General features: G+C 72.3%; 22 protein-coding genes, 2 tRNA genes and 1 pseudogene. 3 read left to right on the top strand and 22 right to left on the bottom strand.

The window, feature by feature from the left end; translation table 11 throughout:
- Window positions 1-122: 122 nt before the first annotated feature.
- The 7 genes and pseudogenes from ACZ64A_RS08935 to leuS form a co-directional block, all read right to left on the bottom strand.
- Window positions 123-260, bottom strand: a complete 138-nt coding sequence (locus ACZ64A_RS08935) for a helix-turn-helix transcriptional regulator (protein ID WP_469810143.1) — start codon at window positions 258-260, stop codon at window positions 123-125.
- Window positions 261-609: 349 nt separating this feature from the next.
- A complete protein-coding gene (locus tag ACZ64A_RS08930; protein WP_469809199.1) occupies window positions 610-744 on the bottom strand; it encodes a hypothetical protein in 135 nt (44 codons plus the stop codon).
- 93 nt (window positions 745-837) lie between these two features.
- Window positions 838-1,974, bottom strand: a pseudogene (locus tag ACZ64A_RS08925) (hypothetical protein); the annotation flags it as partial.
- The gene (locus tag ACZ64A_RS08920) at window positions 1,971-3,032 is read right to left on the bottom strand and encodes a ComEA family DNA-binding protein (protein ID WP_469809198.1); all 1,062 of its coding nucleotides are present in this window, start codon (window positions 3,030-3,032) and stop codon (window positions 1,971-1,973) included. The gene ACZ64A_RS08920 and the pseudogene ACZ64A_RS08925, both read right to left, overlap by 4 nt.
- 144 nt (window positions 3,033-3,176) lie before the next feature.
- Window positions 3,177-4,022 carry a DegV family protein gene (locus ACZ64A_RS08915; RefSeq protein WP_469809197.1) on the bottom strand — a complete coding sequence of 282 codons (846 nt, stop codon included), beginning with the start codon at window positions 4,020-4,022 and terminating at the stop codon, window positions 3,177-3,179.
- Window positions 4,023-4,094: 72 nt separating this feature from the next.
- On the bottom strand, window positions 4,095-4,829 hold the full coding sequence (locus ACZ64A_RS08910) for a hypothetical protein (protein ID WP_469809196.1): 735 nt from the start codon (window positions 4,827-4,829) through the stop codon (window positions 4,095-4,097).
- A 143-nt stretch (window positions 4,830-4,972) separates the two neighbouring features.
- Window positions 4,973-7,840: a leucine--tRNA ligase gene (gene leuS / locus ACZ64A_RS08905; RefSeq protein WP_469809194.1), complete on the bottom strand. Its 2,868-nt coding sequence runs from the start codon at window positions 7,838-7,840 to the stop codon at window positions 4,973-4,975.
- A gap of 401 nt (window positions 7,841-8,241) precedes the next feature.
- Between leuS and ACZ64A_RS08900 the strand changes: the two genes are divergently transcribed.
- Together ACZ64A_RS08900 and ACZ64A_RS08895 are read left to right on the top strand one after the other, a co-directional pair.
- Window positions 8,242-9,741, top strand: coding sequence for a cytochrome b/b6 domain-containing protein (locus ACZ64A_RS08900; RefSeq protein WP_469809193.1), 1,500 nt, complete (start codon window positions 8,242-8,244; stop codon window positions 9,739-9,741).
- Complete coding sequence (locus tag ACZ64A_RS08895) at window positions 9,738-11,351, top strand: NADH-ubiquinone oxidoreductase-F iron-sulfur binding region domain-containing protein (protein WP_469809192.1); 1,614 nt, start codon at window positions 9,738-9,740, stop codon at window positions 11,349-11,351. Before ACZ64A_RS08900 ends, ACZ64A_RS08895 begins: the two co-directional genes overlap by 4 nt.
- A gap of 112 nt (window positions 11,352-11,463) precedes the next feature.
- Here ACZ64A_RS08895 and ACZ64A_RS08890 read toward each other — a convergent pair.
- From ACZ64A_RS08890 to ACZ64A_RS08845, 10 genes are all read right to left on the bottom strand, one after another.
- Window positions 11,464-11,536: transfer RNA gene (locus tag ACZ64A_RS08890), tRNA-Ala, on the bottom strand.
- 128 nt (window positions 11,537-11,664) lie between these two features.
- On the bottom strand, window positions 11,665-11,898 hold the full coding sequence (locus ACZ64A_RS08885; RefSeq protein ID WP_003976229.1) for a hypothetical protein: 234 nt from the start codon (window positions 11,896-11,898) through the stop codon (window positions 11,665-11,667).
- Window positions 11,899-11,901: 3 nt separating this feature from the next.
- Window positions 11,902-12,075, bottom strand: coding sequence for a hypothetical protein (locus ACZ64A_RS08880; RefSeq protein ID WP_469809191.1), 174 nt, complete (start codon window positions 12,073-12,075; stop codon window positions 11,902-11,904).
- A gap of 257 nt (window positions 12,076-12,332) precedes the next feature.
- Window positions 12,333-12,405, bottom strand: a tRNA-Ala gene (locus tag ACZ64A_RS08875).
- 110 nt (window positions 12,406-12,515) lie between these two features.
- A complete protein-coding gene (locus ACZ64A_RS08870; protein WP_469809189.1) occupies window positions 12,516-13,199 on the bottom strand; it encodes a histidine phosphatase family protein in 684 nt (227 codons plus the stop codon).
- Entirely contained in the window at window positions 13,196-13,642 is a 447-nt protein-coding gene (gene rsfS, locus ACZ64A_RS08865; protein ID WP_361638445.1) for a ribosome silencing factor, read from the bottom strand. Before rsfS ends, ACZ64A_RS08870 begins: the two co-directional genes overlap by 4 nt.
- Before the next feature lie 103 nt (window positions 13,643-13,745).
- Window positions 13,746-15,539 (bottom strand): LCP family protein, encoded by a 1,794-nt coding sequence (locus ACZ64A_RS08860; protein WP_469809188.1) that lies wholly within the window; start codon window positions 15,537-15,539, stop codon window positions 13,746-13,748.
- Between the two features lie 16 nt (window positions 15,540-15,555).
- A complete protein-coding gene (gene nadD / locus ACZ64A_RS08855; protein ID WP_469809187.1) occupies window positions 15,556-16,266 on the bottom strand; it encodes a nicotinate-nucleotide adenylyltransferase in 711 nt (236 codons plus the stop codon).
- Between the two features lie 84 nt (window positions 16,267-16,350).
- Window positions 16,351-16,515 carry a hypothetical protein gene (locus ACZ64A_RS08850; RefSeq protein ID WP_361638440.1) on the bottom strand — a complete coding sequence of 55 codons (165 nt, stop codon included), beginning with the start codon at window positions 16,513-16,515 and terminating at the stop codon, window positions 16,351-16,353.
- A gap of 110 nt (window positions 16,516-16,625) precedes the next feature.
- On the bottom strand, window positions 16,626-16,787 hold the full coding sequence (locus ACZ64A_RS08845) for a hypothetical protein (protein WP_469809185.1): 162 nt from the start codon (window positions 16,785-16,787) through the stop codon (window positions 16,626-16,628).
- A gap of 115 nt (window positions 16,788-16,902) precedes the next feature.
- Between ACZ64A_RS08845 and ACZ64A_RS08840 the strand changes: the two genes are divergently transcribed.
- Window positions 16,903-18,000 carry a M48 family metallopeptidase gene (locus ACZ64A_RS08840; RefSeq protein WP_469809184.1) on the top strand — a complete coding sequence of 366 codons (1,098 nt, stop codon included), beginning with the start codon at window positions 16,903-16,905 and terminating at the stop codon, window positions 17,998-18,000.
- 78 nt (window positions 18,001-18,078) lie between these two features.
- Here ACZ64A_RS08840 and ACZ64A_RS08835 read toward each other — a convergent pair whose 3' ends face one another.
- The 5 genes from ACZ64A_RS08835 to proB form a co-directional block, all read right to left on the bottom strand.
- On the bottom strand, window positions 18,079-19,149 hold the full coding sequence (locus tag ACZ64A_RS08835; protein ID WP_469809183.1) for an SCO2583 family membrane protein: 1,071 nt from the start codon (window positions 19,147-19,149) through the stop codon (window positions 18,079-18,081).
- A gap of 110 nt (window positions 19,150-19,259) precedes the next feature.
- Window positions 19,260-19,835, bottom strand: a complete 576-nt coding sequence (locus ACZ64A_RS08830) for an SCO2584 family spore wall biosynthesis protein (protein ID WP_469809181.1) — start codon at window positions 19,833-19,835, stop codon at window positions 19,260-19,262.
- A gap of 141 nt (window positions 19,836-19,976) precedes the next feature.
- Entirely contained in the window at window positions 19,977-21,263 is a 1,287-nt protein-coding gene (locus ACZ64A_RS08825) for a glutamate-5-semialdehyde dehydrogenase (RefSeq protein WP_469809180.1), read from the bottom strand.
- A 78-nt stretch (window positions 21,264-21,341) separates the two neighbouring features.
- Window positions 21,342-21,833 carry a hypothetical protein gene (locus ACZ64A_RS08820; RefSeq protein ID WP_469810142.1) on the bottom strand — a complete coding sequence of 164 codons (492 nt, stop codon included), beginning with the start codon at window positions 21,831-21,833 and terminating at the stop codon, window positions 21,342-21,344.
- A gap of 199 nt (window positions 21,834-22,032) precedes the next feature.
- Window positions 22,033-23,139, bottom strand: a complete 1,107-nt coding sequence (proB, locus tag ACZ64A_RS08815) for a glutamate 5-kinase (RefSeq protein ID WP_469810140.1) — start codon at window positions 23,137-23,139, stop codon at window positions 22,033-22,035.
- Window positions 23,140-23,385 lie beyond the last annotated feature (246 nt).

Raw genomic sequence — 23,385 nt, 5'->3', positions numbered from 1 at the left:
GCCGTCCCTGCCCCCCGTCGGGGGCGGCCGTCCTTGATCCTCCGGAAGACCCTTCCCCAACTGTCGTGGGGGGCAGCCGGGTCGTGGAGGAAGAGCGGCCCGTCCGGCGGCGGGCGGGCCGCTCACTGCACCAGGTGAGCGACGGAGACATCGAGAACGCGAGCAACGAGGAGCAGATCATCCAGGGACGGCGCTGTGGTCGCCGTCTCCCACCTGTGGATCGTCTTGTGGTCACGGCCGACGCGTTCGCCGAGATCCACCTGCGACAGGCCGCGGGCTCTGCGCTCTTCGCGGATTCGTTCCCCAATGGCCCGGCGGTGGCTGAGCAGCCAGTCAGGCTTGGGTTCGCGTGGCACCCGACCACATTGTGATCATCCCGATCGGATGTCTTTACCAGCCGCTGGTAAATTTCCGGGCGGCACATCGGTGCATAATGCATCCTAGATTGGAATCAGACACCCGTTCGAGTGATACGACTTTCCCGGTATTGCCTCTATGCGACCTCTGGCCAAACGATTACTTGAGCCCCCCACGCCGCTCCTTGCACGCCCGTCCCATAGGTGGCCACCGATGTCTGCGGAACTGTCCCCCCACTCGACTCTGACCGACTCACAGAAGGCGCGACTGGACTACGCTCACCGTGACCTCGAACAGGCCAGAGCCGAGGATCTCGCGCAGCTGGATCACGCCGGCCTCATCCTCCTTGTGGAGCGGCTGCGGCTGCGGCTTGATGATGCGCTCCAACTGATGGGCGAGGTTCTACAGGATCAGCGCAGGTCAGGGCGTCGATCCTCCCTCGCGCGCAACGAAGATCCCTCCCGGTAACCCACCCCCCTAGGTGAAGTTCGCACCGGACACGGCCAGGGTGTGGGTGAGGTCGGTCTCCTTGAACGCCTCGTCCAGGTCCGGTGTGATCCGGGAGGTGTCCCCGACGACCAGCCCGGGCAGCAGGGCCCGCGCGTCCGCCGGCAGGCCCTCGGTCGCCGCGCGCAGCCCGGCCCGTAACCGTCCCGCCAGCCGCTGCGGTCCCGACGGCCGCCCCACCACCCGCGGTGGCGCGGAATCCCGCACCCTCAGCACGGCCGCGACCCGCTCCCCGCCGAGGACGGACGGGGCGAGCCGGCCCCGCACCCGGAGCGTGGTGCTCGGCAGCAGCTCCAGCCACGGAGAGGGGGCGCCCCGATGTGCGGCGGCCGGGCGAGGGTCCCGCCCGCCCCCGCGGCCCGCGTCCACGATCAGCAGCACGGGTGTCCGTGTCCCCACCCGCCGCCCGCCGCTCAGCTCCACCGACCGCACCTCCGCCTCGATCACCAGGGAGGGCGTGGTGACATGGTCGCCCCGCACCCGGGGCCGGGTGAGGCGCGCGTCGGAGGTGATCTCCACGTCGGCGGTCACCGTCGCGTACTGCCGGGCCAGCACCGGCACCGGCCCCCTGAGCAGGTCCGCCCCATGCAACCCGGCGGAGGCCGCCGCGGCCGCGGCACACAGAAGCACGGCGGCCAGGGACATGCCCGTCCCGGCGCGCCCCCTGGGCCACGGCGAAAGGTCGCGACCAGCCCCCGGCGAGGAAGTCTCCGCGCGCCCCTTGGGCCACCGGGCAAGGGTCCGACCAGCTCCCGGCGAGGAAGTCTCCGCGGGCCCCTTGGGCCACGGCCACGATCCCCACTGCTGCGGGACGTTCGGCGCGCCGGCCCTGCCTCGCCCGGCCGCGAGCAGAGCGGCGCCCAGAGCCAGGCACGCGGCCGTCACGGCCACCACCGCCCACGGCGATGCGTCCAGCATCAGGGCCGCCGTCGCCCATGCGGCCAGCGCGGGAGGCACCAGCCGGAGGTCCGCGGGTCCCTCCTGCCGGGGATGGGCGTTGCCGAGCCGGTTCCCGGACGCCGCGTGCACCGGGTTGCGGACGATCCCGGCGCGGCCTTCCTCCGTCGCCCCGTACTGCTCGTCGGGCGGTGCGCCCGGGCCGGTACTCATGGCCGCACCAGTTGCCGCAGGTCCGCGAAGCGGCGGTCACCGATGCCGTTGACCTCGCGCAGCTCGTCAACGGACCGGAAACCGCCGTGCTGGGTGCGGTAGTCGATGATGTGCTGCGCGAGGACGGGGCCCACCCCCGGCAGGGTGTCCAGCTGGTCCACCGTGGCCGTGTTGAGTGGGACAGGCCCGGCGGGTCCGCCCCCGCCGACGGCTCCCGCAGGTCCCCCACGCCCACCGCCCCCGCCGAACCCGGGGCCCGTGCCGCTCGTGCCGGGCCCGGTGACGGACGGAGGTTCACCGACGACCACCTGTTCGCCGTCGATCAGGAAGCGGGCGCGGTTCAGGCTCCGTGTGTCGGTGCCGGGTCGCACACCGCCGGCCGCACGGAGCGCGTCGACGACCCGGGATCCGGCCGGCAGACGGTGGATGCCGGGCTTGCGGACCTTGCCGCTGACGTCGACCACGATCTCGGTCCCGGCGGTCACCGCGGGGCGCGACGGGGCCGGGCGGCTGTCCGTCGCGGCCGGCTCCTGGGCCTGCGGGGCCGCCGCACGCACCACGTCGGGCGCGCTCACGGTCTCGGTGCGGCCCGTCCAGAAGTGCTGCACCGCGAGGACGGCCGCGACGGCGAGCACCACGCCGAGTGCGAGGACACTGCGGCGTTCCAGACCGCACCGGGTCTGCACCCACACCGGCATCCGCTCGCGCAGCGCCGCCCCGATCCCCGTCCACCGGCGTCCGTCCCGATGCTCCGGCGCCGCCGCCTCGGCCTGCGCCCGGTACGTGTCCGACACCCGATGCGGGTGCGGCCCCCGGTGCGGGTCCGGCGCCCTGGCAACGCCGGGCGTGGGTGGTGCGGCCCCCGACTCCGGTGCGGCACCGGTGCGTTGGGCGAAGACGATCTGTGCTCGCCGGCGCAGTTCCTCCGCCGGCAGCTGCCGCTTGCGGTGGCGGACGCGCCCGGCCGGGCGCCGTTGCCGCAGGCGGCCGTCCGAGGCCGGGCCCCGGCCGGGTCCGCTGGTCGCATGAGCGGGGCGTGTGCGTTCTCGAAGTGCCATGCGACGAGCATCGGTCAGTTCGCCGATCCGCGATGATCTTGCTCGAATTCCGTGGAGAGACGCCGAGTTGTGGATATCCCGGCCACTCACACGAGTGAATCACCGAGGCGAGACGACTGCCTCACCACCGCGAGAACCGGCGCGTCAGCGCGGCGAGACCACGACCCCCAGCAGCCCCGGCCCCGTGTGCGCGCCGATGACCGCGCCGACTTCGCTCACATGAAGGTCCGCCAGCCCCGGAACCCGCTCGCGCAGCCGCTCCTCGAGCGCCGACGCCCGGTCGGCGGCGGCGAGATGGTGGACGGCCACATCGACCGGCGCGCTGCCCGCCCGCTCGGCGACGACCTCCTCCAGACGCGCGATCGCCCTGGACGCCGTGCGGACCTTCTCCAGCGGCTCGATCCGGCCGCCCTCCAGTTGCAGCAGCGGCTTCACCGCGAGCGCGGAGCCCAGCAGGGCCTGCGCGGTGCCGATCCGTCCGCCCCGGCGCAGATAGTCGAGGGTGTCGACGTAGAAGTAGGCGGCCGTGCCCGCGGCCCTTTTCTCCGCGGCCGTGACCGCCTCGTCCATGGTGCCGCCGCTCTCGGCCGTCTCGGCGGCGGTGAGCGCGCAGAAGCCGAGGGCCATCGCGACCATGCCGGTGTCCACGACCCGCACCGGCACCGGCGCCTCGCGCGCGGCGCAGACGGCCGCGTCGTAGGTGCCGGACAGTTCACCGGAGAGATGGAGGGAGACGATGCCGGTGGCGCCGGACGCGGCGACCTTGCGGTAGGTCTCGGCGAACAGCTGGGGGCTGGGGCGGGAGGTGGTGACGGGCCGTCGCTTCTGCAGGGCCTGGACGAGGGAACGGGTCGAGATCTCGGTGCCCTCGTCGAGGGCCTGCCCGCCGAGCACCACCGTCAGCGGCACCGAGGTGATGCCGTGCCGCTCTCTCGTCCGGGGCGGCAGGTAGGCCGTGGAATCGGTGACGATCGCGACATGGCGGGACATGAGCTGGAGGTTACCTGCCGTAGCGCGCGGGCGGCAGTCCGGGCCCTTGCACCTGGGAATGCCTTGACCGAATCAGGTCGTGCTCTCCGGACGCGGCCGCTTCTGCCACGGGTAGGACGGGCGCGCGGCCGGCGGGGTGATGGCGCGCCGCGCCGGCTCCTCGTGGGTGCCCGCCGCGGGCTCCTCGGGCCAGGTCTGCCGGCGGTCCGTCCCGGCGGCGGGGGTCCCGGGCCAGGAGGCGGGCGGCGCGGTCGCCGGCTCCGTCGTCGTCCAGTGCCGCAGGGCGCCCGTCTCCACGTCGATCTGGGCGCTGAGGGAGTCGAGGTCGTCGTCGGCGAGGTGGCTCGCCCGGTCGCGGACCGCCCAGCGCAGGGAGTCCGCGGAGTGGACGATGCGCTCGGTGCGCTCACGCAGCCGGGGCAGCCGCTCGGCGAGGGTGGCCCGGTCCGGCTCGGACTCCAGGCGCCTGAGGTCGTCGTCCAGCTCGTGCCCATGGGCGCTGAGCCGCTCGAAGAGACCGAGGGACTCCTTCAGCGACTCGTCCTCGGCCACGCCCGCGCGCAGCGCGTCCTGCGTGGCGCGCATCGAGGTGCGCAGCTTCAGCCTGAGCTGGGCGATCTCACCGGCGGGGCCGGGCCGGCCGAAGGACTTGGCCCGCAGGGTGTGGTCCTCGACCGTGCGGCGGGCCTGGTCGATCGTGCGGTCCACGCCGCGCTTGGCGGCGCCGATCGCCTTCACCGCGGCGAAGGTGCCGACGGCCACGAAGAGCACGAAAAGCAGGGCGAAGACTGTGATCACTGCTTCCACGACGCTCCTCCTCCAGCCCGCTGCGACACGCTGCGCGCCGCTCCTCCACGGTAAACGCACCGGGCAGGCCCGGAGTTCCGAATCAACCCCGAACCTGCCCGCATACGGTCCCGCCCTCCCCCTAGGGGATCACCCCCAGTGGGTCACGCGGTGACGATGTTCACCAGCTTCGGCGCGCGCACGATCACCTTGCGGATGGCGGCGCCGTCCAGCGCCGCGACGACCTTGTCGTCGGCCAGCGCCACCTTCTCCAGCTCCTCCTCGGAGATGGCCGGCGGCACCTCCAGACGGGCCTTGACCTTGCCCTTGATCTGGACGACGCAGGTCACGGTCTCGTCCACGACGTACGCCGGGTCGGCGACCGGGAAGTCGACGTGGACGACGGAGTCGGTGTGGCCCAGCCGGCGCCACAGCTCCTCGGCGATGTGCGGGGCCAGCGGCGCGATCAGCAGCACCAGCGGCTCGGCGACGCTGCGCGGCACCGGCTTGCCCGCCTTGGTCAGGTGGTTGTTCAGCTCGGTGACCTTGGCGATGGCGGTGTTGAACCGCATGCCCTCGAAGTCCTGGCGGACGCCGTCGATCGCCTTGTGCAGGGCGCGCAGCGTCTCCTCGTCGGCCTCGGCGTCGACGACGGTGACCTCGCCGCTGTTCTCGTCGACGATGTTGCGCCACAGCCGCTGCAGCAGGCGGAACTGGCCGACCACCGCGCGCGTGTCCCACGGCCGCGAGACGTCCAGCGGGCCCATCGCCATCTCGTACAGGCGCAGGGTGTCCGCGCCGTACTCGGCGCAGATCTCGTCGGGGGTCACCGCGTTCTTCAGGGACTTGCCCATCTTGCCCAGCAGGCGGCTGACCTTCTCGCCCTGGTAGTAGTACGCGCCGTCGCGCTCCTCCACCTCGGCCGCGGGCACCGCGATGCCACGGCTGTCGCGGTAGACGTAGGCCTGGATCATGCCCTGGTTGAACAGCTTGTGGAACGGCTCGCGGGACGAGACGTGACCCAGGTCGTACAGCACCTTCGACCAGAAGCGCGCGTACAGCAGGTGCAGCACCGCGTGCTCGGCGCCGCCGACGTACAGGTCGACGCCGCCGTGCGGCTTGCCCTCGCGCGGGCCCATCCAGTACTGCTCGATCTCGGGGTCGACCAGCCGCTCGCTGTTGTGCGGGTCCAGGTAGCGCAGCTCGTACCAGCAGGAACCGGCCCAGTTGGGCATGGTGTTGGTCTCGCGGCGGTACTTCTTCGGCCCGTCGCCCAGGTCCAGGGTGACGTTGACCCAGTCCTCGTTGCGCGACAGCGGCGTCTCGGGCTGGGTGTCGGCGTCGTCCGGGTCGAAGGTGCGCGGGCTGTAGTCCTCGACCTCGGGCAGCTCCAGCGGCAGCATCGACTCGGGCAGCGCGTGGGCGACGCCGTCCTCGTCGTAGACGATCGGGAAGGGCTCGCCCCAGTAGCGCTGGCGGCTGAACAGCCAGTCGCGCAGGCGGAAGTTGACGGTGCCCTCACCGATGCCGCGGGACTCCAGCCAGGCGGTGATGCGCGCCTTGGCCTCGACGACGCCCAGGCCGTCCAGGGTCACGCCGTCACCGGCGGAGTTGACGATCCTCGCGTCGTAGGAGACGAAGGCGTCGTCCCACGCGGCGGTGTCCTGGTCCCGGCCGTCGGTCGGCGCGACGACGCAGCGGATGGGCAGCTCGAAGGCGCGCGCGAAGGCGAAGTCACGGCTGTCGTGCGCCGGGACGGCCATGATGGCGCCCGTGCCGTAGCCCATCAGGACGTAGTCGGCGATGAAGACGGGGACCTGCTCGCCGTTGACCGGGTTGGTGGCGTAGGCGCCGATGAAGACGCCCGTCTTGTCCTTGGCCTCGGCCTGCCGCTCGACGTCGGACTTGCCGGCGGCCTGCGCGCGGTAGGCGGCGACGGCCTCGGCGGGGGTGGCGTGGCCGCCGGTCCACACGTCGTGGGTGCCCTCGGGCCAGGCGTCCGGGGTGAACTTCTCCACCAGCGGGTGCTCGGGCGCCAGCACCATGTAGGTGGCGCCGAACAGGGTGTCGGGGCGGGTGGTGAAGACGGTGATCTTCTCGCCGTCGATCGGGAACTCGACGCGGGCGCCCTCGGAGCGGCCGATCCAGTTGCGCTGCTGCAGCTTGATGGCCTCGGGCCAGTCCAGCGCGTCCAGGTCCTCCAGCAGCCGGTCGGCGTAGGCGGTGATGCGCATGTTCCACTGGCGCAGCTTGGCCTTGAAGACGGGGAAGTTGCCGCGCTCGGAGCGGCCCTCGGCGGTGACCTCCTCGTTGGCCAGGACGGTGCCCAGCCCGGGGCACCAGTTGACCGGCGCGTCGGAGGCGTAGGCCAGCCGGTACTCGCTCAGGACGTCGGCCTTCTCGGCGGCGCTCAGCTCGCTCCACGCGCGCGTGTGGCCCGGGACGGGGCGCTCACCGGACTCGAAGAGGGCGACCAGCTCGGAGATCGGGCGGGCCTTCTTCGCCTCGTGGTCGTACCAGGAGTTGAAGATCTGCAGGAAGATCCACTGGGTCCACTTGTAGTAGTCCGGGTCGATCGTCGCGAACGAGCGGCGCTTGTCGTGGCCCAGGCCCAGCCGGCGCAGCTGGGCCTTCATGTTCTCCATGTTGGCCTCGGTGGACACGCGCGGGTGCGTACCCGTCTGCACGGCGTACTGCTCGGCGGGCAGGCCGAAGGCGTCGAAGCCCAGGGTGTGCAGGACGTTGTGGCCGGTCATCCGCTGGAAGCGGGCGAAGACGTCGGTGGCGATGTAGCCCAGCGGGTGGCCGACGTGCAGGCCCGCACCGGAGGGGTAGGGGAACATGTCCATGATGAACTTCTCGGGCCGGGCGGCGGCGTCTCCCGCCAGGTCGCCCTTGGGGTTGGCCGCGGCGTAGGTGCCGTCGGCGTCCCAGAAGTCCTGCCAGCGTGCCTCGATCTCAGCGGCCATCGCGGCCGTGTAGCGGTGCGGCGCGGCCGCCTCCGAAGAGGCGGCGGGGTTCGTCTCGCTCATGATCCTCAAAGCTCCATCGATCGTCTCTGCCAGCGGCTTCCTCATCCGGAAACGAAAAATCCCCTCGCACAGGAGGGGACGCCGCGCCGATTCCGACCCCGTTCTCACCGGCGGTCGGGACTGTTCAGCGCGGCTCGCTAAGCAGAAGGCGTACGGCACGCATGGCGCCAGGGTACCGCACCCCTTGAGCAAGCCGCGACGCGCTTCCGTACGAGTGGGCGACACAGGACACACACGGACCGAAGGCCACGGATTACCCGGCGTAACAGCCACTAAGGGACATAAACAAGCCCATTGTCATTTGATAACAGCGCAATAACTCAAACCTCGTACTCGCCGGTATGGCGCCACCTAGAGTGCGGCAACGGGACCGCTTTCCCGAACTGCTCGGAGTTGCCCCCATGAACCGTCGTCGTAGTACCCCCTCGCTCCCCCGGCCGGGCCGTTCGGCCTACGGGGTGGCGTCGGCCGTCGTTCTGCTCCTGATACCCGTGATCGTGCTGGTGGGAGGTGACCGGGTCCGCGACTTCCTCAACTTCGGCGCGGGCGTGCTCTCGCTCGTCTCGCTCAGCTGCTCGGTGATCTGGGGCCTGGTCGCCCAGGACCGGATGCTGCTGAACACCCGCCAGCGGATCGTCGGGCAGGCCGTGCACCGCACCACCGCCGTCGCCTCGATCGCGTTCCTGCTGCTGCACATCACCACCAAGCTCGCCCTGGACCACACGGTGCTGATCGCCGCGGTGATCCCGTTCTCCCTGGGCGTCACCGGCAGCGCCGGCCTGATCGGGCTCGGCTCCGCGGCCGGGCTGCTGATGATCTTCGTGGGCGTCACCGGCGCGCTGCGCAGCCGTTTCGCCTCCCCCGCCCCCGTCGCGGCGCGCTGGCGGGCCATGCACATGCTGGCCTACCCGGCCTGGTGCGCCGCCCTGGTGCACGGCCTCTACGCGGGTCGATCCGCCAAGCCGCTCTTCGTCTTCCTGTACGGCCTGGCCCTGCTCGGTGTCATGGCCGCCCTGGCGCTGCGCGCGGCGCCGCGCCAGGTCAAGCGCCGCTTCGCCGACACGGTCGCCTCCCTGCTGGGCACGGAGGAGCGCACCGGCCGCGAGGAACTGGAGGCGAGCCGGGCCCGGACGGCGGAGCGGGAGGGCCGCGCCCCGACGGCGCGGGACGCCTCGGCGCTGCCCGGCTACGACATCCCCCGCCCCCGCGCCGGATCCCCGGCCGCCCCGGCCTACGACGAGCCGAGCCCCGAGCCGGCCCGTGGCTTCGCCGCGGCCTACCGCGCCGTCTCCGCACGCGCGCGTACGGCGCAGCCGTTCACCGCGGACCAGCTCTACGCCACCGGCCCGTCCCCCGCCGCGGACCAGTCCTACGCCGGCGCGGCCTTCGCCGCCGACCAGCCCTACGCCACCGGTCAGAGCCCCGTCGCCGACCACGCCTTCGCCACCGAGGAGACCTTCGCGGGGGCGTCCTACGCCGGCGACCGGACCGCGCGGACGGACATCCCCTCGTACACGCGGACGGACGTCCCCCCGTACGCGCGCGTGGATCTGCCCGCGGACACACAGCCCACCCAGGCGATGCCCCGCATGGACGGCGGCAGCGGCCCCGCCGGGGGCTGGCCGATCCCGTCGCCGCCGCCGGTCGGCGAGGCGCCCCCGTCGGCGTACGACCCGCTGAGCGACACCGGTTACACCGTCCCCGCCTACGGCGGCGCGGACGGCGCCGGCTACGGCGGACGTGACCTGTACGACACCGGTGAGACGAACCCCTTGTCCGGCGCGTACCCATCGAACGACATGTACACCAGCGGTCCCGCCACGGAATCCCTGCCCGGCGCCTCCTTCGACGCGCCGGGTGCCGGCGAGCCGTGGAACACGCCTTCCGGAGGCTACAGGTGAACGAGGCCCTGCCCGACGTCCCCGAGGTCCGCGTGGTCGGACTTCCGCAACTCACGTCGGGTTTCGACCTTGTCGAGCGACTCGATCTGCCGATGCATCTGAAGGTGCACGGGCCGCTCGAACCCATGGGCGGCGAGCAGCTCGCCCAGCTCACCGAGCGCATCAACCTCCGGGGCCGCGGCGGCGCCGGCTTCCCCTTCCACAAGAAGCTGCGCTCGGTCGCCGAGTCGGCGATCCGGCGCGGGGTGCGCCCGGTCGTCGTCGTCAACGGCAGCGAGGACGAACCGGCCTGCCGCAAGGACACGGTCCTCATCAACCGCGCCCCGCACCTCATCCTGGACGGCGCTCTGCTGTGCGCGGAGGCCCTCGGTGCCCGCACGCTCGTGGTGGGGGTCACCCGGGAGTCCACGCAGCGCTCCATGGAGGCCGCGCTCGCCGAACGCGGCCTGAGCAACGGCCGCAGATCCGCGCTCCGCGCGCGCGTGCAGCGCAACCCGGTGCGCATGGTCACCGGCGCCGCCGCCTCGCTGATCCGCTCGATCGACGGCGGCCCGGCGATCCCGCCCGGCCGCAAGATCAGCGCCTCGCAGAGCGGCGTGGGCGGCGCGCCGACCCTGCTGTCCAACGCCGAGACCTTCGCCCAGATCGCGATCGCCGCCCGCATCGGCCCGGAGCGCTACGGCAACACCGGCCTGTACGACGAGCCGGGCACGGTCATGCTGACCGTCTCCGGCGCGGTCGCCCGCCCCATGGTGATCGAGGTCCCCACGGGCGTGCCGCTGCGCTACGTGCTGCAGCTGGCGGGCGCCCCGCCGGTGCCGCAGGGCGTGCTGACCGGTGGCTACCACGGCAAGTGGATCGACGCGGCGACCGTGGACGAGGCGATCGTCTCGCGCAACTCCCTGGACGCGGTGGGCGGTTCGCTGGGCGCCGGGGCGATCCTGCCCATCAGTCAGGAGACCTGTCCGCTGGGCGAGTCGCTGCGGGTGGCGCAGTGGCTCGCCGAGGAGAGCGCCGGCCAGTGCGGCCCCTGCTACCTCGGTCTGCCGGCCGCCGCCCGCGGCCTCGCGGACATCCTGAACGGTGGCGGCCCGGCCGCCCTGGAGGCGGTGAAGCAGGTCGCCAGGAACGTCAAGCGGCGCGGGGCGTGTTCGCACCCGGACGGCTCGGCGATGTTCCTGGAGTCGACCATCAAGGCGTTCACCGACGACCTCGCCGCGCACGTCCTCGGCAACGGCTGCGGGCGGCCCGTACAGGGCGTGCTGCCGCTCTTCGAGGGGGGCAGGGGGCCGACGGGTCTGCCGGGCGGCGCGGCGGCCGAGGACAACGGGCCGAGCCGGCAGAAGATCTACGTCGACTGGACGCTGTGCCGGGGCCACGGCCTGTGCGCGGACATCCTGCCGGAGGTGTTCGAACTCGGCGCCGACGGCTTCCCGACCGTCGCCCAGGCGTCGGTGCCCCGCTACGCGGAGGCGAAGGCGCTGCGCGCGGTACGCCGTTGCCCGGCGCTGGCGCTGCGCATCGAGGAGGACACGCGCGCGGAGCCGCCGGCACGCGCCAATCTGCCGGTGCTCTCGCAGGGGCGGGGCCGGCGGGCGCTCGGCCGCTGACGCGAGCAGAGGCGGCCCCTCGGGGCCGCCTCCCGTCTCGTCCCGCCGGGTGTGACGCACCCGACACGTCGAGGGCGGGCCATCCTCTCGGATGACCCGCCCTCGACTGCTGTGGAGCTAAGGAGAATTGAACTCCTGACCTCCTGCATGCCATGCAGGCGCTCTACCAACTGAGCTATAGCCCCTTGTTCTGTTGTGCCGTCCGGCTTCCCTCTCGGTTCCCCCGGCGACGACGTAAACATTACAGGTCCTGGGGCTGGAGCGCCAAATCCGTTCCGCCCGCGCCCCGCTCAGGACGCCGATGCCCGTTTTGTCACGCTGTGACGAAGGAATAGAACCGCTTGAGCGTGCAGTGCTCCTCGAGCAGCCGGCCGTAGATCGGCTCGCCCTCCAGCTCCCGGTACGTCTCGATGGGGTCGCCTTTTATGATCAGCGCCCGCGCGCATTCCTCGCACCAGTACTGGTAGTCCGGGTTGACCGGTTCCATGTCGCGGACGATCGGCGTACCGCTGCCGCACCAGTCGCACTTCCGCCTGTGGGCACCCATCGGTCAGCTCCAGCTGTGGCCGCAGGCCGTGCACACGTACGAGACCCCGCCGTTGTCGCCGAGGACTTGGGCCACATGCGCGGAACCGCAGGAAGGGCAGCTGAGCCGGGTCGCCGTGCCCCGGGTACAGCCGGCGTCGAAGAGGTCACCGACCTCCTCGAGGATGCTCGCAGGCATCACCACTCCCTCCCGTCGGGCCGCGCCCCCTTCCGGCCGTTTGATTCTGCCACGACCGGGCCGACACGGTCAGCGACGCCGTCGTACCGGTCCGGCTCGTCGGCGCTTCGTGAGAGGTATACGCCCCGGGGAGGCCCGGTGACTCAAGCCGGTCGAGGGAGAGATCGGGGGAAGGAGGCCGGGACACGAAAGATCCCGCCCCCTGAGGGGACGGGATCTTCAACCGATCTGTGACGACTCGACAGAGTGTCGATCAGTGGAGCTAAGGAGAATTGAACTCCTGACCTCCTGCATGCCATGCAGGCGCTCTACCAACTGAGCTATAGCCCCGGGCTTTGTTCTTCCCGCCCGGCGGGGCGAACAAGAAGAACTTTAGCCTGCGACCTGCCGGAAAGTGAAATCCGGGTCCCGGGCGCCGTCGGCGGCGCCCGATCCGGCGGTCAGTCGTCGTCGCCGAGGACCGGTTCCGGCAGGGTGCCGGCGTTGTGCTCCAGCAGCCGCCAGCCGCGGGCGCCCTCGCCGAGCACGGACCAGCAGCAGTTGGACAGCCCGCCCAGGCTCTCCCAGTGCCGGGCCTCCAGACCGAGCAGGCGGCCGATGGTGGTGCGGATGGTGCCGCCGTGGCTGACGACGACGAGGGTGCCGTCCTCGGGCAGCTTCTCGGCGTGCCGGAGCACGACGGGGGCGGCGCGGTCGGCGACCTCCGTCTCCAGCTCGCCGCCGCCGCGGCGGACCGGCTCGCCGCGCTTCCACGCGGTGTACTCCTCACCGTGGCGGGCGACGATCTCGTCGTGGGTCAGGCCCTGCCACACGCCGGCGTAGGTCTCGCGCAGGCCCTCGTCGTGGGTGACCTCCAGGCCGGTGAGCGCGGCCAGCTCGGCGGCGGTGCGCGCGGCCCGCGTCAGGTCGGAGGCGACGATCGCGTCGGGCCGCAGCGAGGCCAGCAGCCGGGCGGCCCGGCGGGCCTGGGCCACGCCGGTCTCGGTGAGGGGAACGTCCGTGGAGCCCTGGAAGCGGCGCTCCACGTTCCAGGACGTCTGGCCGTGCCGCCACAGGATGACGCGGCGGCCCCGGCGCGGCTCGTCGCCGCCCCGGGAGCCGGTTCCGGCAGCGGGTGCGGTCATCGCCAGTCACCGTCCGGCTCTACGGCCTCCTCGGCGGCCTGCTGCTTGGCGTGCTCCTCGGCCTTGCCGCGGGTGGCCCGGGCGTCCTCGGGCAGGTCGAGCTCGGGGCAGTCCTTCCACAGCCGCTCCAGCGCGTAGAAGACACGCTCCTCGCTGTGCTGCACGTGGACGACGATGTCGACGTAGTCGAGCAGGACCCAGCGGGCCTCGCGGTCGCCCTCGCGGCGCACCGGCTTGGCGCCGAGCTCCTTCTGCAGGCGCTCCTCGATCTCGTCGACGATCGCCTTGACCTGGCGGTCGTTGGGTGCGGAGGCCAGCAGGAAGGCGTCCGTGATGGACAGGACGTCGCTCACGTCGTAGGCGATGACGTCGTGGGCGAGCTTGTCCGCGGCCGCCTGGGCGGCGGTGTTGATCAGCTGGACAGAGCGGTCGGTTGCGGTCACTACAGAGCTTTCCCTCGGCGGTCGGTTTGCCTTCAAGGGTCTCACGACCGCCGAGGGCACCCCGGGTGATTAAAGGATCACCCGGGGCACGGGCCCCGCGCGGCTAGGAGGCGGACGGCTTGTAGTCGCGGCCGAGGACCACCGTGACGTCCGCGTTGCCCGACACCGTGCCCTTCGTCACGGAGCCGGCGGGCAGGCCGAGGGTCTTGGCGACCTCGGCGGCGTCGTCCTTGTGCGCGGCATCGGCGTACACGACCTGCGAGGTCTCGCGGGAGGACGCGGTGCCGCCCTCCAGGAAGGTGAAGCCGCCGTTGAGGAGGACCACGCGCGCCTTGCCGCTGTTGGCCTTCTCGCCGCTGGCGTTCTGCACGGAGACCCGGACCGCGGAGCCCTGCTCGGGGCTCTTGGCGGCGCCGCCGAGGATGTCCTTGACCACGCTGCCGGCCGCCCGGGCGCTCAGGGTGCCGTCGCCCTGCACGGGCAGCAGCGCGGTCTTGTAGTCGCCGCCCTTGGCCAGATCGGCGAGCTTGGCCAGGAAGGTGCCGAGGTCGTTGTCCGTCAGGGAGGGGTCGAGGATCTGCTGGAGGGTCTGCACGGTGACCGTGGCGGCCTGCGGATCGGACGACAGCTTGCGCAGCACGCCCTGCATGACCTGGCCGAACCGCTGCAACTGGGCGTTCTGCGCCTCGCCGGGGGCACGGTAGGTGGCGTAGGCGACGGCCATCTTGCCGCTGAGGGTCTGCGCGGAGCCCTTGTGGACGAGCGGCGGGCCGCCCTTCTTCTTGGCGTCCGGGTCGGGGACGTCGGCGTCGGTGTCGACCTCGATGGTGCCGACGACGTCGACCAGGTTCTGCAGGTAGGGGGTGTCCAGGCGCCAGGTGCCCTCGATGGCGGTGCCGAGGACGGTGTCGAGGGCGTCGCGGGTGCCGGAGGAGCCGTCGGCGTCGACGGACTTGGCGAGGGTGGTGGCGGTGCCGTCGTCGTCGGTGAGGGCGAGGTTGTTGGGCAGCAGGACGGTGGTGCCCTGCTTGGTGGTGGTGTTGTCCACGAGCAGCGCGGTGGCGGTGCCGCCCTTCTTGGTGTCGTGCAGGTGGACGACGATCACATCGCGTTTCTGCGCGGCCACGGCGGTGGCGGGGCCGCCGGACTTCTCGTCCGCGGAGGACAGGCCCGGCAGCTTCCCGGCGTACCAGAGCCAGCCGACGCCGCCGACGGCGACCAGGGCGAGCACGACCGCGAGGGCGATGAGGCGGCTGCGGGCGCGGCGTCGGGCCTCCTCGCGGCGCTCGGTGCGGTTCTCGGTGAACTTCAGCCAGTCGATGACGTCCTCGGAGTCGCCGTCCGGCTCCTCCACGAAGGCGAACTGCTCGGTGCGGTAGTCCCGCGCCTCACCGGGCCCCGCCTCACCCGGCCCCGCCCCACGCTGTCCCGTCTCGCGCTGCCCGGCTTCCCGCTCGTCGGTCGGCCAGGCGCCGGTGTGGTCGTCGGCGGGGCCGGACTGCTGCGGGATGCGGGCCGTCTGCTCGGCGACCCGGGGCTGCTGCCCGCCGGCCGCGGCCTGCCCGTAGGGGTCGTACGCCGAGGGGTCGTACGCGGGGGTCTGCGCGCCGGTGCCGTACGTGCCGTAGGGGTCGGCGACCGGCTGCCGGCCGGTGTCGTAGGCGGGGGCGGCGTACTGCTGGTGACCATAGGGGTCGGGGGCGGGCGCCTGGGGCTGCTGCCCGGTCGCGTACGGGTCGTAGCCGTACCCTTGCGCGGCGTACGGGTCGTAGGGCGCCTGCGGGCTCTGCTGCTGCGGCTCGGTCTGTCGGTAGACCGGCCGGCCGTACTCGTCATAGCCGACCAGCTCGTAGGGTTCGCCGCCGTGGCCGTGTCCCGCGTCGTATCGGTCGTTCACCGGTGCCCCTCTCGGTTCACTCGCCGCGGTACAGCTCGCGCTTGTCGATGTAGCGCACGACTCCGTCGGGCACCAGATACCAGATGGGGTCCCCCTTGGCGACCCTCGCGCGGCAGTCGGTGGAGGAGATGGCGAGCGCGGGGACCTCGACCAGGGAGACGCCGCCCTCGGGCAGCCCGGGGTCGCCCAGGTGGTGGCCGGGGCGGGTGACCCCGATGAAGTGCGCGAGGGAGAACAGTTCGTCGATGTTGCGCCAGGTCAGGATCGCGGACAGGGCGTCGGCGCCGGTGATGAAGAACAGGTCCGTGTCGGGGTTGAGGGCCCGCAGGTCGCGCAGGGTGTCGACGGTGTAGGTGGGTCCGCCGCGGTCGATGTCGATGCGGCTGACGGAGAACTGCGGGTTCTCGGCGGTCGCGATGACCGTCATCAGATAGCGGTCCTCGGCCGGGGAGACCGTGCGGTGGCTCTTCTGCCACGGCTCGCCGGTCGGGACGAAGACGACCTCGTCGAGGTGGAACTGCGCGGCGACCTCGCTCGCGGCCACCAGGTGCCCGTGGTGGATCGGGTCGAAGGTGCCGCCCATGACGCCGAGACGGCGCTTGCCCGCGCCGGCGGGGCCGTGGCCCGGGGCGCTGCGACGCGCGAAGGGCGGCATCTCGTCGTGCGTGCCGTGCGGGCCGCCGGGCGTGTCGTGCGCCGGACCGGTAGGCATGTCCTGCTCTCCCATGCGTGCAGACCCTACCGGCCCGGCCTGAGGACTTCGGCCGCCAGTTCCCCTGAGGTCACGGCCGGGGCCGTGGCGGGGTCCGGGTCAGCGGTCGCGGTTGAAGCGGGTCGTGATCCACAGCAGGAGCAGCAGGATTCCGAGGGCACAGCCGCCGGTGATCGCCGGGTTGAGGCTGTTGTGGTTGCCGCCGTGCTCCTCGCCCTCGGCGGCAAGGGTGACCAAGTGGGCGGCGGCGAGATGGATGCTCATCTTCGGCAGGACCTATCGCGTGTGGGCGGGATAAAGACGTCGGCTCATCGTAAGCGGGCGCCTTCCCGGCGATCACGCCGACTCCGCCGTTGGGGAACCTTCGCAGGTCCTCAGTCGTCCTTCTGCTTGTAGCCCCGCAGCAGGAACCATCCCGTCAGCGCACAGCCCACGATCATCACGACGATGACGATCCGGAGCAGATTTCCCGCCCCCTGGTGCTGGGCGGCGCTCGCGGCCTCGGTGAGCCATGCGGCTCGGGGGGTGTGCTCCATGGCGTGGAACTCCTTCGCTGTAGTGCCCGTCCACGGTAACTCCGCCTAGGCTGGGCTCTGCTTCGGGGGCGCACAGGGCCGCGGCGCGGCCACACAGACGCACATGGGGGATCACATGTCCGACGACGGCCACGAGCAGAGCGGGCACGGGGGCGTGCCCAGCAGGCAGCGCAGGCGGTTCCCGGGGATCTCCTCACGGGCGTACGAGCATCCGGCCGACCGGTCCGCCCTGGTGGCGCTGCGCAAGCTGAGCGGCTTCGACACGGTGTTCAGGGCGCTCAGCGGGCTGCTGCCCGAGCGGAGTCTGCGGCTGCTGTTCCTGTCCGACTCGGTGCGGGTGTCGGACCAGCAGTTCGCGCATCTCAACGTCATGCTGCTCGACGCCTGCTACATCCTGGACCTGGAGAAGGTCCCGCCGATGTACGTGACCCAGGACCCGCAGCCCAACGCGATGTGCATCGGGCTGGACGAGCCGGTCATCGTGGTCACCACCGGTCTCGTCGAGCTGCTGGACGAGGAGGAGATGCGGGCGGTCGTCGGCCACGAGGTGGGACACGCCCTGTCGGGGCACTCCGTGTACCGCACGATCCTGCTGTTCCTGACCAGTCTGGCGGTCCGGGTCGCCTGGATCCCGCTGGGCAACCTCGCGATCATGGCGATCGTGACGGCGCTGCGCGAGTGGTTCCGCAAGTCGGAGCTGTCCGCGGACCGGGCGGGACTGCTGGTCGGGCAGGATGTGCAGGCGTCGATGCGCGGCCTGATGAAGATCGCCGGCGGCAACCATCTGCACGAGATGAACGTGGACGCGTTCCTGCAGCAGGCCGAGGAGTACGAGTCGGCGGGCGATCTGCGCGACTCGGTGCTGAAGATCCTCAACGTGCTGCCGCGCTCGCATCCGTTCACCACCGTGCGGGCGGCCGAGCTGAAGAAGTGGTCGCAGTCCCGGGACTTCCAGCGGCTCATGGACGGCCACTACCCGCGGCGCAGCGAGGACAAGGACACCTCGGTGTCGGACTCCTTCCGGGAGTCGGCGTCGCACTACGCCAACCATGTGAAGACGTCGAAGGACCCGCTGATGAAGCTGGTCAGCGACCTCGCGGACGGGGCGGGTGACCTGGGCAGCCGGGTGCGGCGGGGCTTCGGCGGGTTCGCCGGCCCGCCGTCGTCCGAGGGCGGCTCCCCGAAGGACGCCCCGCCCCGCGACGAGGACTGAGGGCGCCGCCGGCCGGCCCCTAGGGCGCGCTGCCCATCAGAACCCCGGAGCACGCCCGCCGTGCACGCCCTCCGCCTGTCACACCTTCGGCTGGGCGCTCGTGGCCAGGGTGCCGCACAGGGAGGTCGCGCTGCCGGTCGCGTAGGGGTCGGTGCCGGCCGGGCCGCCGGATTTCGCGCTCTGGCCGGCGAGCAGCGGGTGCAGATGGTCGGTGGCGTCGTCGGCGCAGGACAGCGGCCCGGCCTGGACGTAGGAGGCGACCAGCTGGGCCTGGTGCAGCCGCAGGTCGTCGCGGTCGAAGCGGAACTGCAGCTGGCGGCGGACGGTGAACAGGGACACCGTGGCGTGCTCGCCGGAGCCGGCCGGGCGCAGGGCGTAGACGAAGGTGTGGTCGGCGGTGACCTCCAGGGCCGTGGCGTCGGACTCGGAGGCGGTGAGGGTGCCCTGGACGCGGATCCTGTCGTCGGCGATCCGGGCCTGCGAGGGGTCGAAGCGGACCATCCAGCCGGTGGGCGTGTGCCGCCCGTCGGCGGAGGGCCGGCGGAAGCTCTGGTCGAACTGGTCGAGCTGGTCGGGGTCGAGCAGGACCCGCACGGTCCGCACCTGCTGCCCGGTGAGCACGTCGGGGTCGAGCGAGGAGCGCACGATGTAGTCCTTGGCCGTGGTGAGGGCGGCCACCACCTGGCTGTCGGAGAAGTGCGCGGTGCCCTGCGAGGCGGGCAGCGGGACGCCCTCGGCGCCGATCCGGTACTGCGCGGCGGGGCTGTGCGCGTACAGGTACTCCGCGTCGCTCGTGCCGGGCACCTTGCCCTGCGGGGCCAGCGGGATGACGGTGATGCGCGCGGGATCGGCGGGTCTGCGGGCCAGGGCCGCGCTGTAGGGGTGCCGTACGCCCATGTAGACGGCGGTGCCGAAGGCGACCGCGATGAGCAGGACCAGGATCAGCGCCTGCCGGGACAGCCCCCGGTGCAGCGGCGGGCGGCGGCGCACGGCGGGGGTGTGCTCGGCCATGCGCTCCTCGGCGGAGTACTCCTGGAGGCGGGCAGCACGGACGAACGACTCGTCGAACACGACGGATCGGTATTCGTCCTCTCCACCACCGGGGGCGCCTTGGGGTGTCCCCTCAGGTGGCTCTCCAGGCCCGGCCATATATTCAGAGTATGTCTCCGCAAGGCCCGGTAAACGCCCTGGTACACCACAACTTCTGACAGCAACTCACCCGCCCCGGGCGGCTGCTGCGGGGCCGTTCGGCCCGCCGGTCAGGGGCTGCGCGGATCGGCCGGGACGGCCGGCTGGGAGTAGTCCGCGGAGGCCGAGGGAGCCATCGGAGGGCTCTGTTCCAGGCCGGTGGACGCGGGCGGCGGGGCCTGTTCCCGGTTGCCGCCGGAGCCGCCGCGGTAGACCGCGGTGAAGGCCAGCGCGACCATGCCGATGCCCATCACGACGGCGAGCATCCAGGCGACGGGCCGATGCCAGCGCACCTGTCTGGCGTACGCCCAGGGGGCGCCGTGTCGGCTGTCGAAGAGGTAGGGGTCGTCCAGGTCGTCGATGTCGGGGTCATGGCCGTGACCGTCGCGCCCGCCGCGGCCGTAGTCGTCGTAGGTGTCGCCCCGGTGCGGGGCGCGGCGGGCCGCTTCGGCCTCGGACGCCTCGGCGCGGGCCTGGGCGGCGGCGAGCAGACGTTCGACGGCGGTCGGCTCGTGGACCGTGGCCGCCTGTACGAAGGCCTCGTCGAAGACCACGGAGGCGAACTCTTCGTCCGACACCCCGCGGTCGTGGTCGTCGTCGGGCTCCCAGCCGTCAGAAAACGGCGAACCCCCCACGTCCTCCGGCACGGGTCCAGAGTAGACCTGGGGGGTCAATTTGGGCAGACGGCAGGGAAATTCGCCCTATGGGCGGGATGCCTTTTGCGCCATCTTCGGAAAACGCGGCGGGCATACGCCGTTTGCATATGCCCGCCGTCGGGGGCGGGGATCTCAGCGCCGCACGTGCCCGTCGCCGGTGACGATGTACTTGGTGCTGGTCAGTTCCGGCAGGCCCATCGGGCCGCGCGCGTGCAGCTTCTGCGTGGAGATGCCGATCTCGGCGCCGAAGCCGAACTGGCCGCCGTCGGTGAACCGGGTGGAGGCGTTCACCGCGACCGTGGTGGAGTCCACCAACTGGGTGAAACGGCGGGCCGCCTGCTGGGAGGTGGTCACGATGGCCTCGGTGTGCCCGGACGTCCACAGCCGGATGTGCTCGACGGCCTTGTCGAGGGAGTCCACGACGGCCGCGGCGATGTCGTACGACAGGTACTCGGTCTCCCAGTCCTCCGCGGTGGCCGGCACCACGGTCGCCCGGGACTCCTTGGCGTACGCCTGCACCCGCTCGTCGGCGTGCACGGTCACCCCGGCGTCGGCGAGGGCGTCCAGGGCGCGGGGCAGGAACTCGGCGGCGATGTCCTGGTGGACCAGCAGCGTCTCGGCGGCGTTGCACACGCCGACCCGGTGCGCCTTGGAGTTGATCAGGATCTCCACGGCCATGTCGAGGTCGGCGCGGGCGTCGACGTAGACATGGCAGTTGCCGGTGCCGGTCTCGATCACCGGGACGGTGGACTCCTGCACCACGGTGTTGATCAGCGAGGCGCCGCCGCGCGGGATGAGCACGTCGACCAGGCCGCGGGCGCGCATCAGCTCGCGCACGCTGTCCCGGCTCTCCCCCGGCACCAGCTGGACGGCGTCGGCGGGCAGCCCGGCCCCGCCGACGGCGTCGCGCACCACCCGCACCAGGGCGGTGTTCGACTGGTACGCCGAGGACGAGCCGCGCAGCAGGACGGCGTTGCCGGACTTCAGGCACAGGGCGGCGGCGTCCACGGTGACGTTCGGGCGGCCCTCGTAGATGATGCCGACGACACCGAGGGGCACCCGGACCTGGCGCAGGTCGATGCCGTTGGGCAGGGTGGAGCCGCGCACGACCTCGCCGACCGGGTCGGGCAGCGCGGCCACGTCCCGCACGTCGGCGGCGATGGCGCGCACCCGCTCGGGCGTGAGCGTCAGCCGGTCGATCATGCCCTCGCTCGTGCCGTTCTCACGGGCCCTGGCCACGTCCAGGGCGTTGGCCTCGACGATCTCGCTCGTCCGGACCTCCAGCGCGTCCGCGATGGCGAGCAGCGCGTCGTCCTTCTCGGCCCGCGGCAGCGGCGCGAGCGTGGCGGCGGCCGCCTTGGCGCGGTAGGCGGCCTGGGTGACCGGGGACATCGAGTCGTACGGCGAGAGCGTGGTCATGAGGGAAGGGTAGTGCGGCCGGCCGGCGCTCTCACCGCCTGTTCCACACCCCGAGACGGCATCAAACACCCTCAGACGTCACGAATAGGGATGAACCCCCACACGCGAGGCGGGCGGCGGACCGTAGCCCTCGGCCACGCGCTGGTGGTAGGTCTCGCGGTCGATGACCTCCAGGCCGACGATCTCCCAGGCCGGCAGCCCGGCGGTGCGGCGGTGCTCGCCCCACAGGCGCAGGGCGACGGCGGCCGCGTCGTGCAGATCGCGGGCCTCCTCCCAGTACCGGATCTCGGCGTGGTCGGGGGCGTATCTGCTGGTCAGCAGGAAGGGGTGGTCGTGGGCGAGCTGTTCGAGGGCGCGGCGCAGCTCGGGCAGCGGGGCGGGGTCGCCGGACACGCTGAGCGTGACGTGCCACAGCCGGGGCAGGTCCTTCGGTTCCGTCTCCTGCCGTTCGCCGGGCGCGACGGACGTCAGGGCGCGCTCCTCACCGGCCGCCCGGGGCCCCCGGCTGCCCGCGGCACCGCCGCCCGTGCCGCCACGGGATGCCGCCGCCCCGGGGCGCACTCGTCTCACGACGGCCACGACGGCCTCCTTCGCCCAGTGTTCGTGCGGTGGTGGACCTGAGACAGGAACCTGGGACAGGAACCTGAGACAGGAACGGTGTGCCTCGGACAAAGTCCAGCAGGCCGCACGGCTCCGCGGGGTGGTTTTGCGGAACGTCGCCCACGGAAGCGGACGTTTCGACCCCGGATCCGGGCACGTTCGACCCCGTTCAGGGATGCAGCAGGACCAGATCGTCCCTGTGTACGACCTCGCGCTCGTAGGCCGGGCCCAGCTCGCGGGCCAGCTCGCGGGTGGAGCGGCCGATCAGCCGGGGGATCTCCTTGGCGTCGAAGTTGACCAGGCCCCGCGCGACGGCGTTGCCCTGCCGGTCGCGCAGTTCGACCGGGTCGCCGGCGCTGAAGTCGCCCTCGACGGCGGCGATGCCGGCCGGCAGCAGCGATGTGCGCCGGTCGACGACCGCGCGCACCGCCCCGTCGTCCAGCAGCAGGGCGCCCTGCGGGGTGGAGGCGTGCTGCAGCCACAGCAGCCGGTCGGCGGAGCGCCGGCCGGTGGGGTGGAAGTAGGTGCCGGTGTCGCCGCCGGCGAGGGCGTCCGCGGCGTGCACGGCGCTGGTCAGCACCACCGGGATGCCGGCGGCGGCCGCGATCCGGGCGGCCTCGACCTTGGTGACCATGCCGCCCGTGCCGACGCCGGCCTTGCCCGCGCTGCCGACGTCGACGTGCGCGAGATCCTGCGGACCCTTCACCTCCGCTATCCGCGACGTGCCGGGCCTGCTGGGGTCGCCGTCGTAGACGCCGTCCACGTCGGAGAGCAGGACCAGCAGGTCGGCGTGGACGAGGTGGGCGACGAGGGCGGCGAGGCGGTCGTTGTCGCCGAAGCGGATCTCGTCCGTGGCGACGGTGTCGTTCTCGTTGACGATCGGGAAGGCGCCCATCGCCAGCAGCTTGTCCAGGGTGCGCGAGGCGTTGCGGTGGTGGGTGCGGCGGCTCATGTCGTCGCTGGTCAGCAGCACCTGGCCGACGCGGACGCCATAGCGGGCGAAGGAGGCGGTGTAGCGGGCGACGAGCAGCCCCTGGCCGACGCTGGCGGCGGCCTGCTGACGGGCCAGGTCCTTGGGGCGGCGGCGCAGGCCCAGCGGGGCGAGGCCGGCGGCGATGGCACCGGAGGAGACCAGGACGATCTCCTTCTCGCCGCCGCTGCGGTGCTTGGCCAGCACGTCGACGAGGGCGTCGACGCGGTCGGCGTCCAGGCCCCCGGCGGCGGTGGTCAGCGAGGAGGAACCCACCTTGACGACGATCCTGCGGGCGTCCCCCACGTCCTGCCTTGCCACTGCCACCTGCGCCGTCCTCACTCGACTCCCTCGCACCGCGCGCCGGATGGCGCGGCCTGCCGGGAAGGAAAATCTACGCGAGCGGGGCCGCCGCCCGCGCGCCCGTTCCGCACCGTGGACCTGCCGGAGACGGGAGGGACGAGCGCGGTGGGCCGGCCGGGCGGCGCCGCGAGGTGCCGGCACGGACCACGGCTGCACCGGGTGCCTGCCCGGGTAACCGCCACACCGGAG

This window comes from Streptomyces sp. NPDC104814 (genome assembly GCF_055583185.1).
The sequence above is the reverse complement of the archived record's forward strand: the minus strand, read 5'-3'. Positions and strand labels throughout refer to the sequence as shown.

Bases quoted from the DNA above. Each gene is read 5' to 3' on its own strand.
- ACZ64A_RS08920 (WP_469809198.1), bottom strand. From the start codon at position 3,032: ATGGCACTTCGAGAACGCACACGCCCCGCTCATGCGACCAGCGGACCC.
- ACZ64A_RS08915 (WP_469809197.1), bottom strand. From the start codon at position 4,022: ATGTCCCGCCATGTCGCGATCGTCACCGATTCCACGGCCTACCTGCCG.
- leuS (WP_469809194.1), bottom strand. From the start codon at position 7,840: ATGAGCGAGACGAACCCCGCCGCCTCTTCGGAGGCGGCCGCGCCGCAC.
- ACZ64A_RS08900 (WP_469809193.1), top strand. From the start codon at position 8,242: ATGAACCGTCGTCGTAGTACCCCCTCGCTCCCCCGGCCGGGCCGTTCG.
- ACZ64A_RS08885 (WP_003976229.1), bottom strand. From the start codon at position 11,898: ATGGGTGCCCACAGGCGGAAGTGCGACTGGTGCGGCAGCGGTACGCCG.
- ACZ64A_RS08880 (WP_469809191.1), bottom strand. From the start codon at position 12,075: ATGCCTGCGAGCATCCTCGAGGAGGTCGGTGACCTCTTCGACGCCGGC.
- ACZ64A_RS08870 (WP_469809189.1), bottom strand. From the start codon at position 13,199: ATGACCGCACCCGCTGCCGGAACCGGCTCCCGGGGCGGCGACGAGCCG.
- nadD (WP_469809187.1), bottom strand. From the start codon at position 16,266: ATGGGAGAGCAGGACATGCCTACCGGTCCGGCGCACGACACGCCCGGC.
- ACZ64A_RS08850 (WP_361638440.1), bottom strand. From the start codon at position 16,515: ATGAGCATCCATCTCGCCGCCGCCCACTTGGTCACCCTTGCCGCCGAG.
- ACZ64A_RS08845 (WP_469809185.1), bottom strand. From the start codon at position 16,787: ATGGAGCACACCCCCCGAGCCGCATGGCTCACCGAGGCCGCGAGCGCC.
- ACZ64A_RS08840 (WP_469809184.1), top strand. From the start codon at position 16,903: ATGTCCGACGACGGCCACGAGCAGAGCGGGCACGGGGGCGTGCCCAGC.
- ACZ64A_RS08835 (WP_469809183.1), bottom strand. From the start codon at position 19,149: ATGGCCGGGCCTGGAGAGCCACCTGAGGGGACACCCCAAGGCGCCCCC.
- ACZ64A_RS08825 (WP_469809180.1), bottom strand. From the start codon at position 21,263: ATGACCACGCTCTCGCCGTACGACTCGATGTCCCCGGTCACCCAGGCC.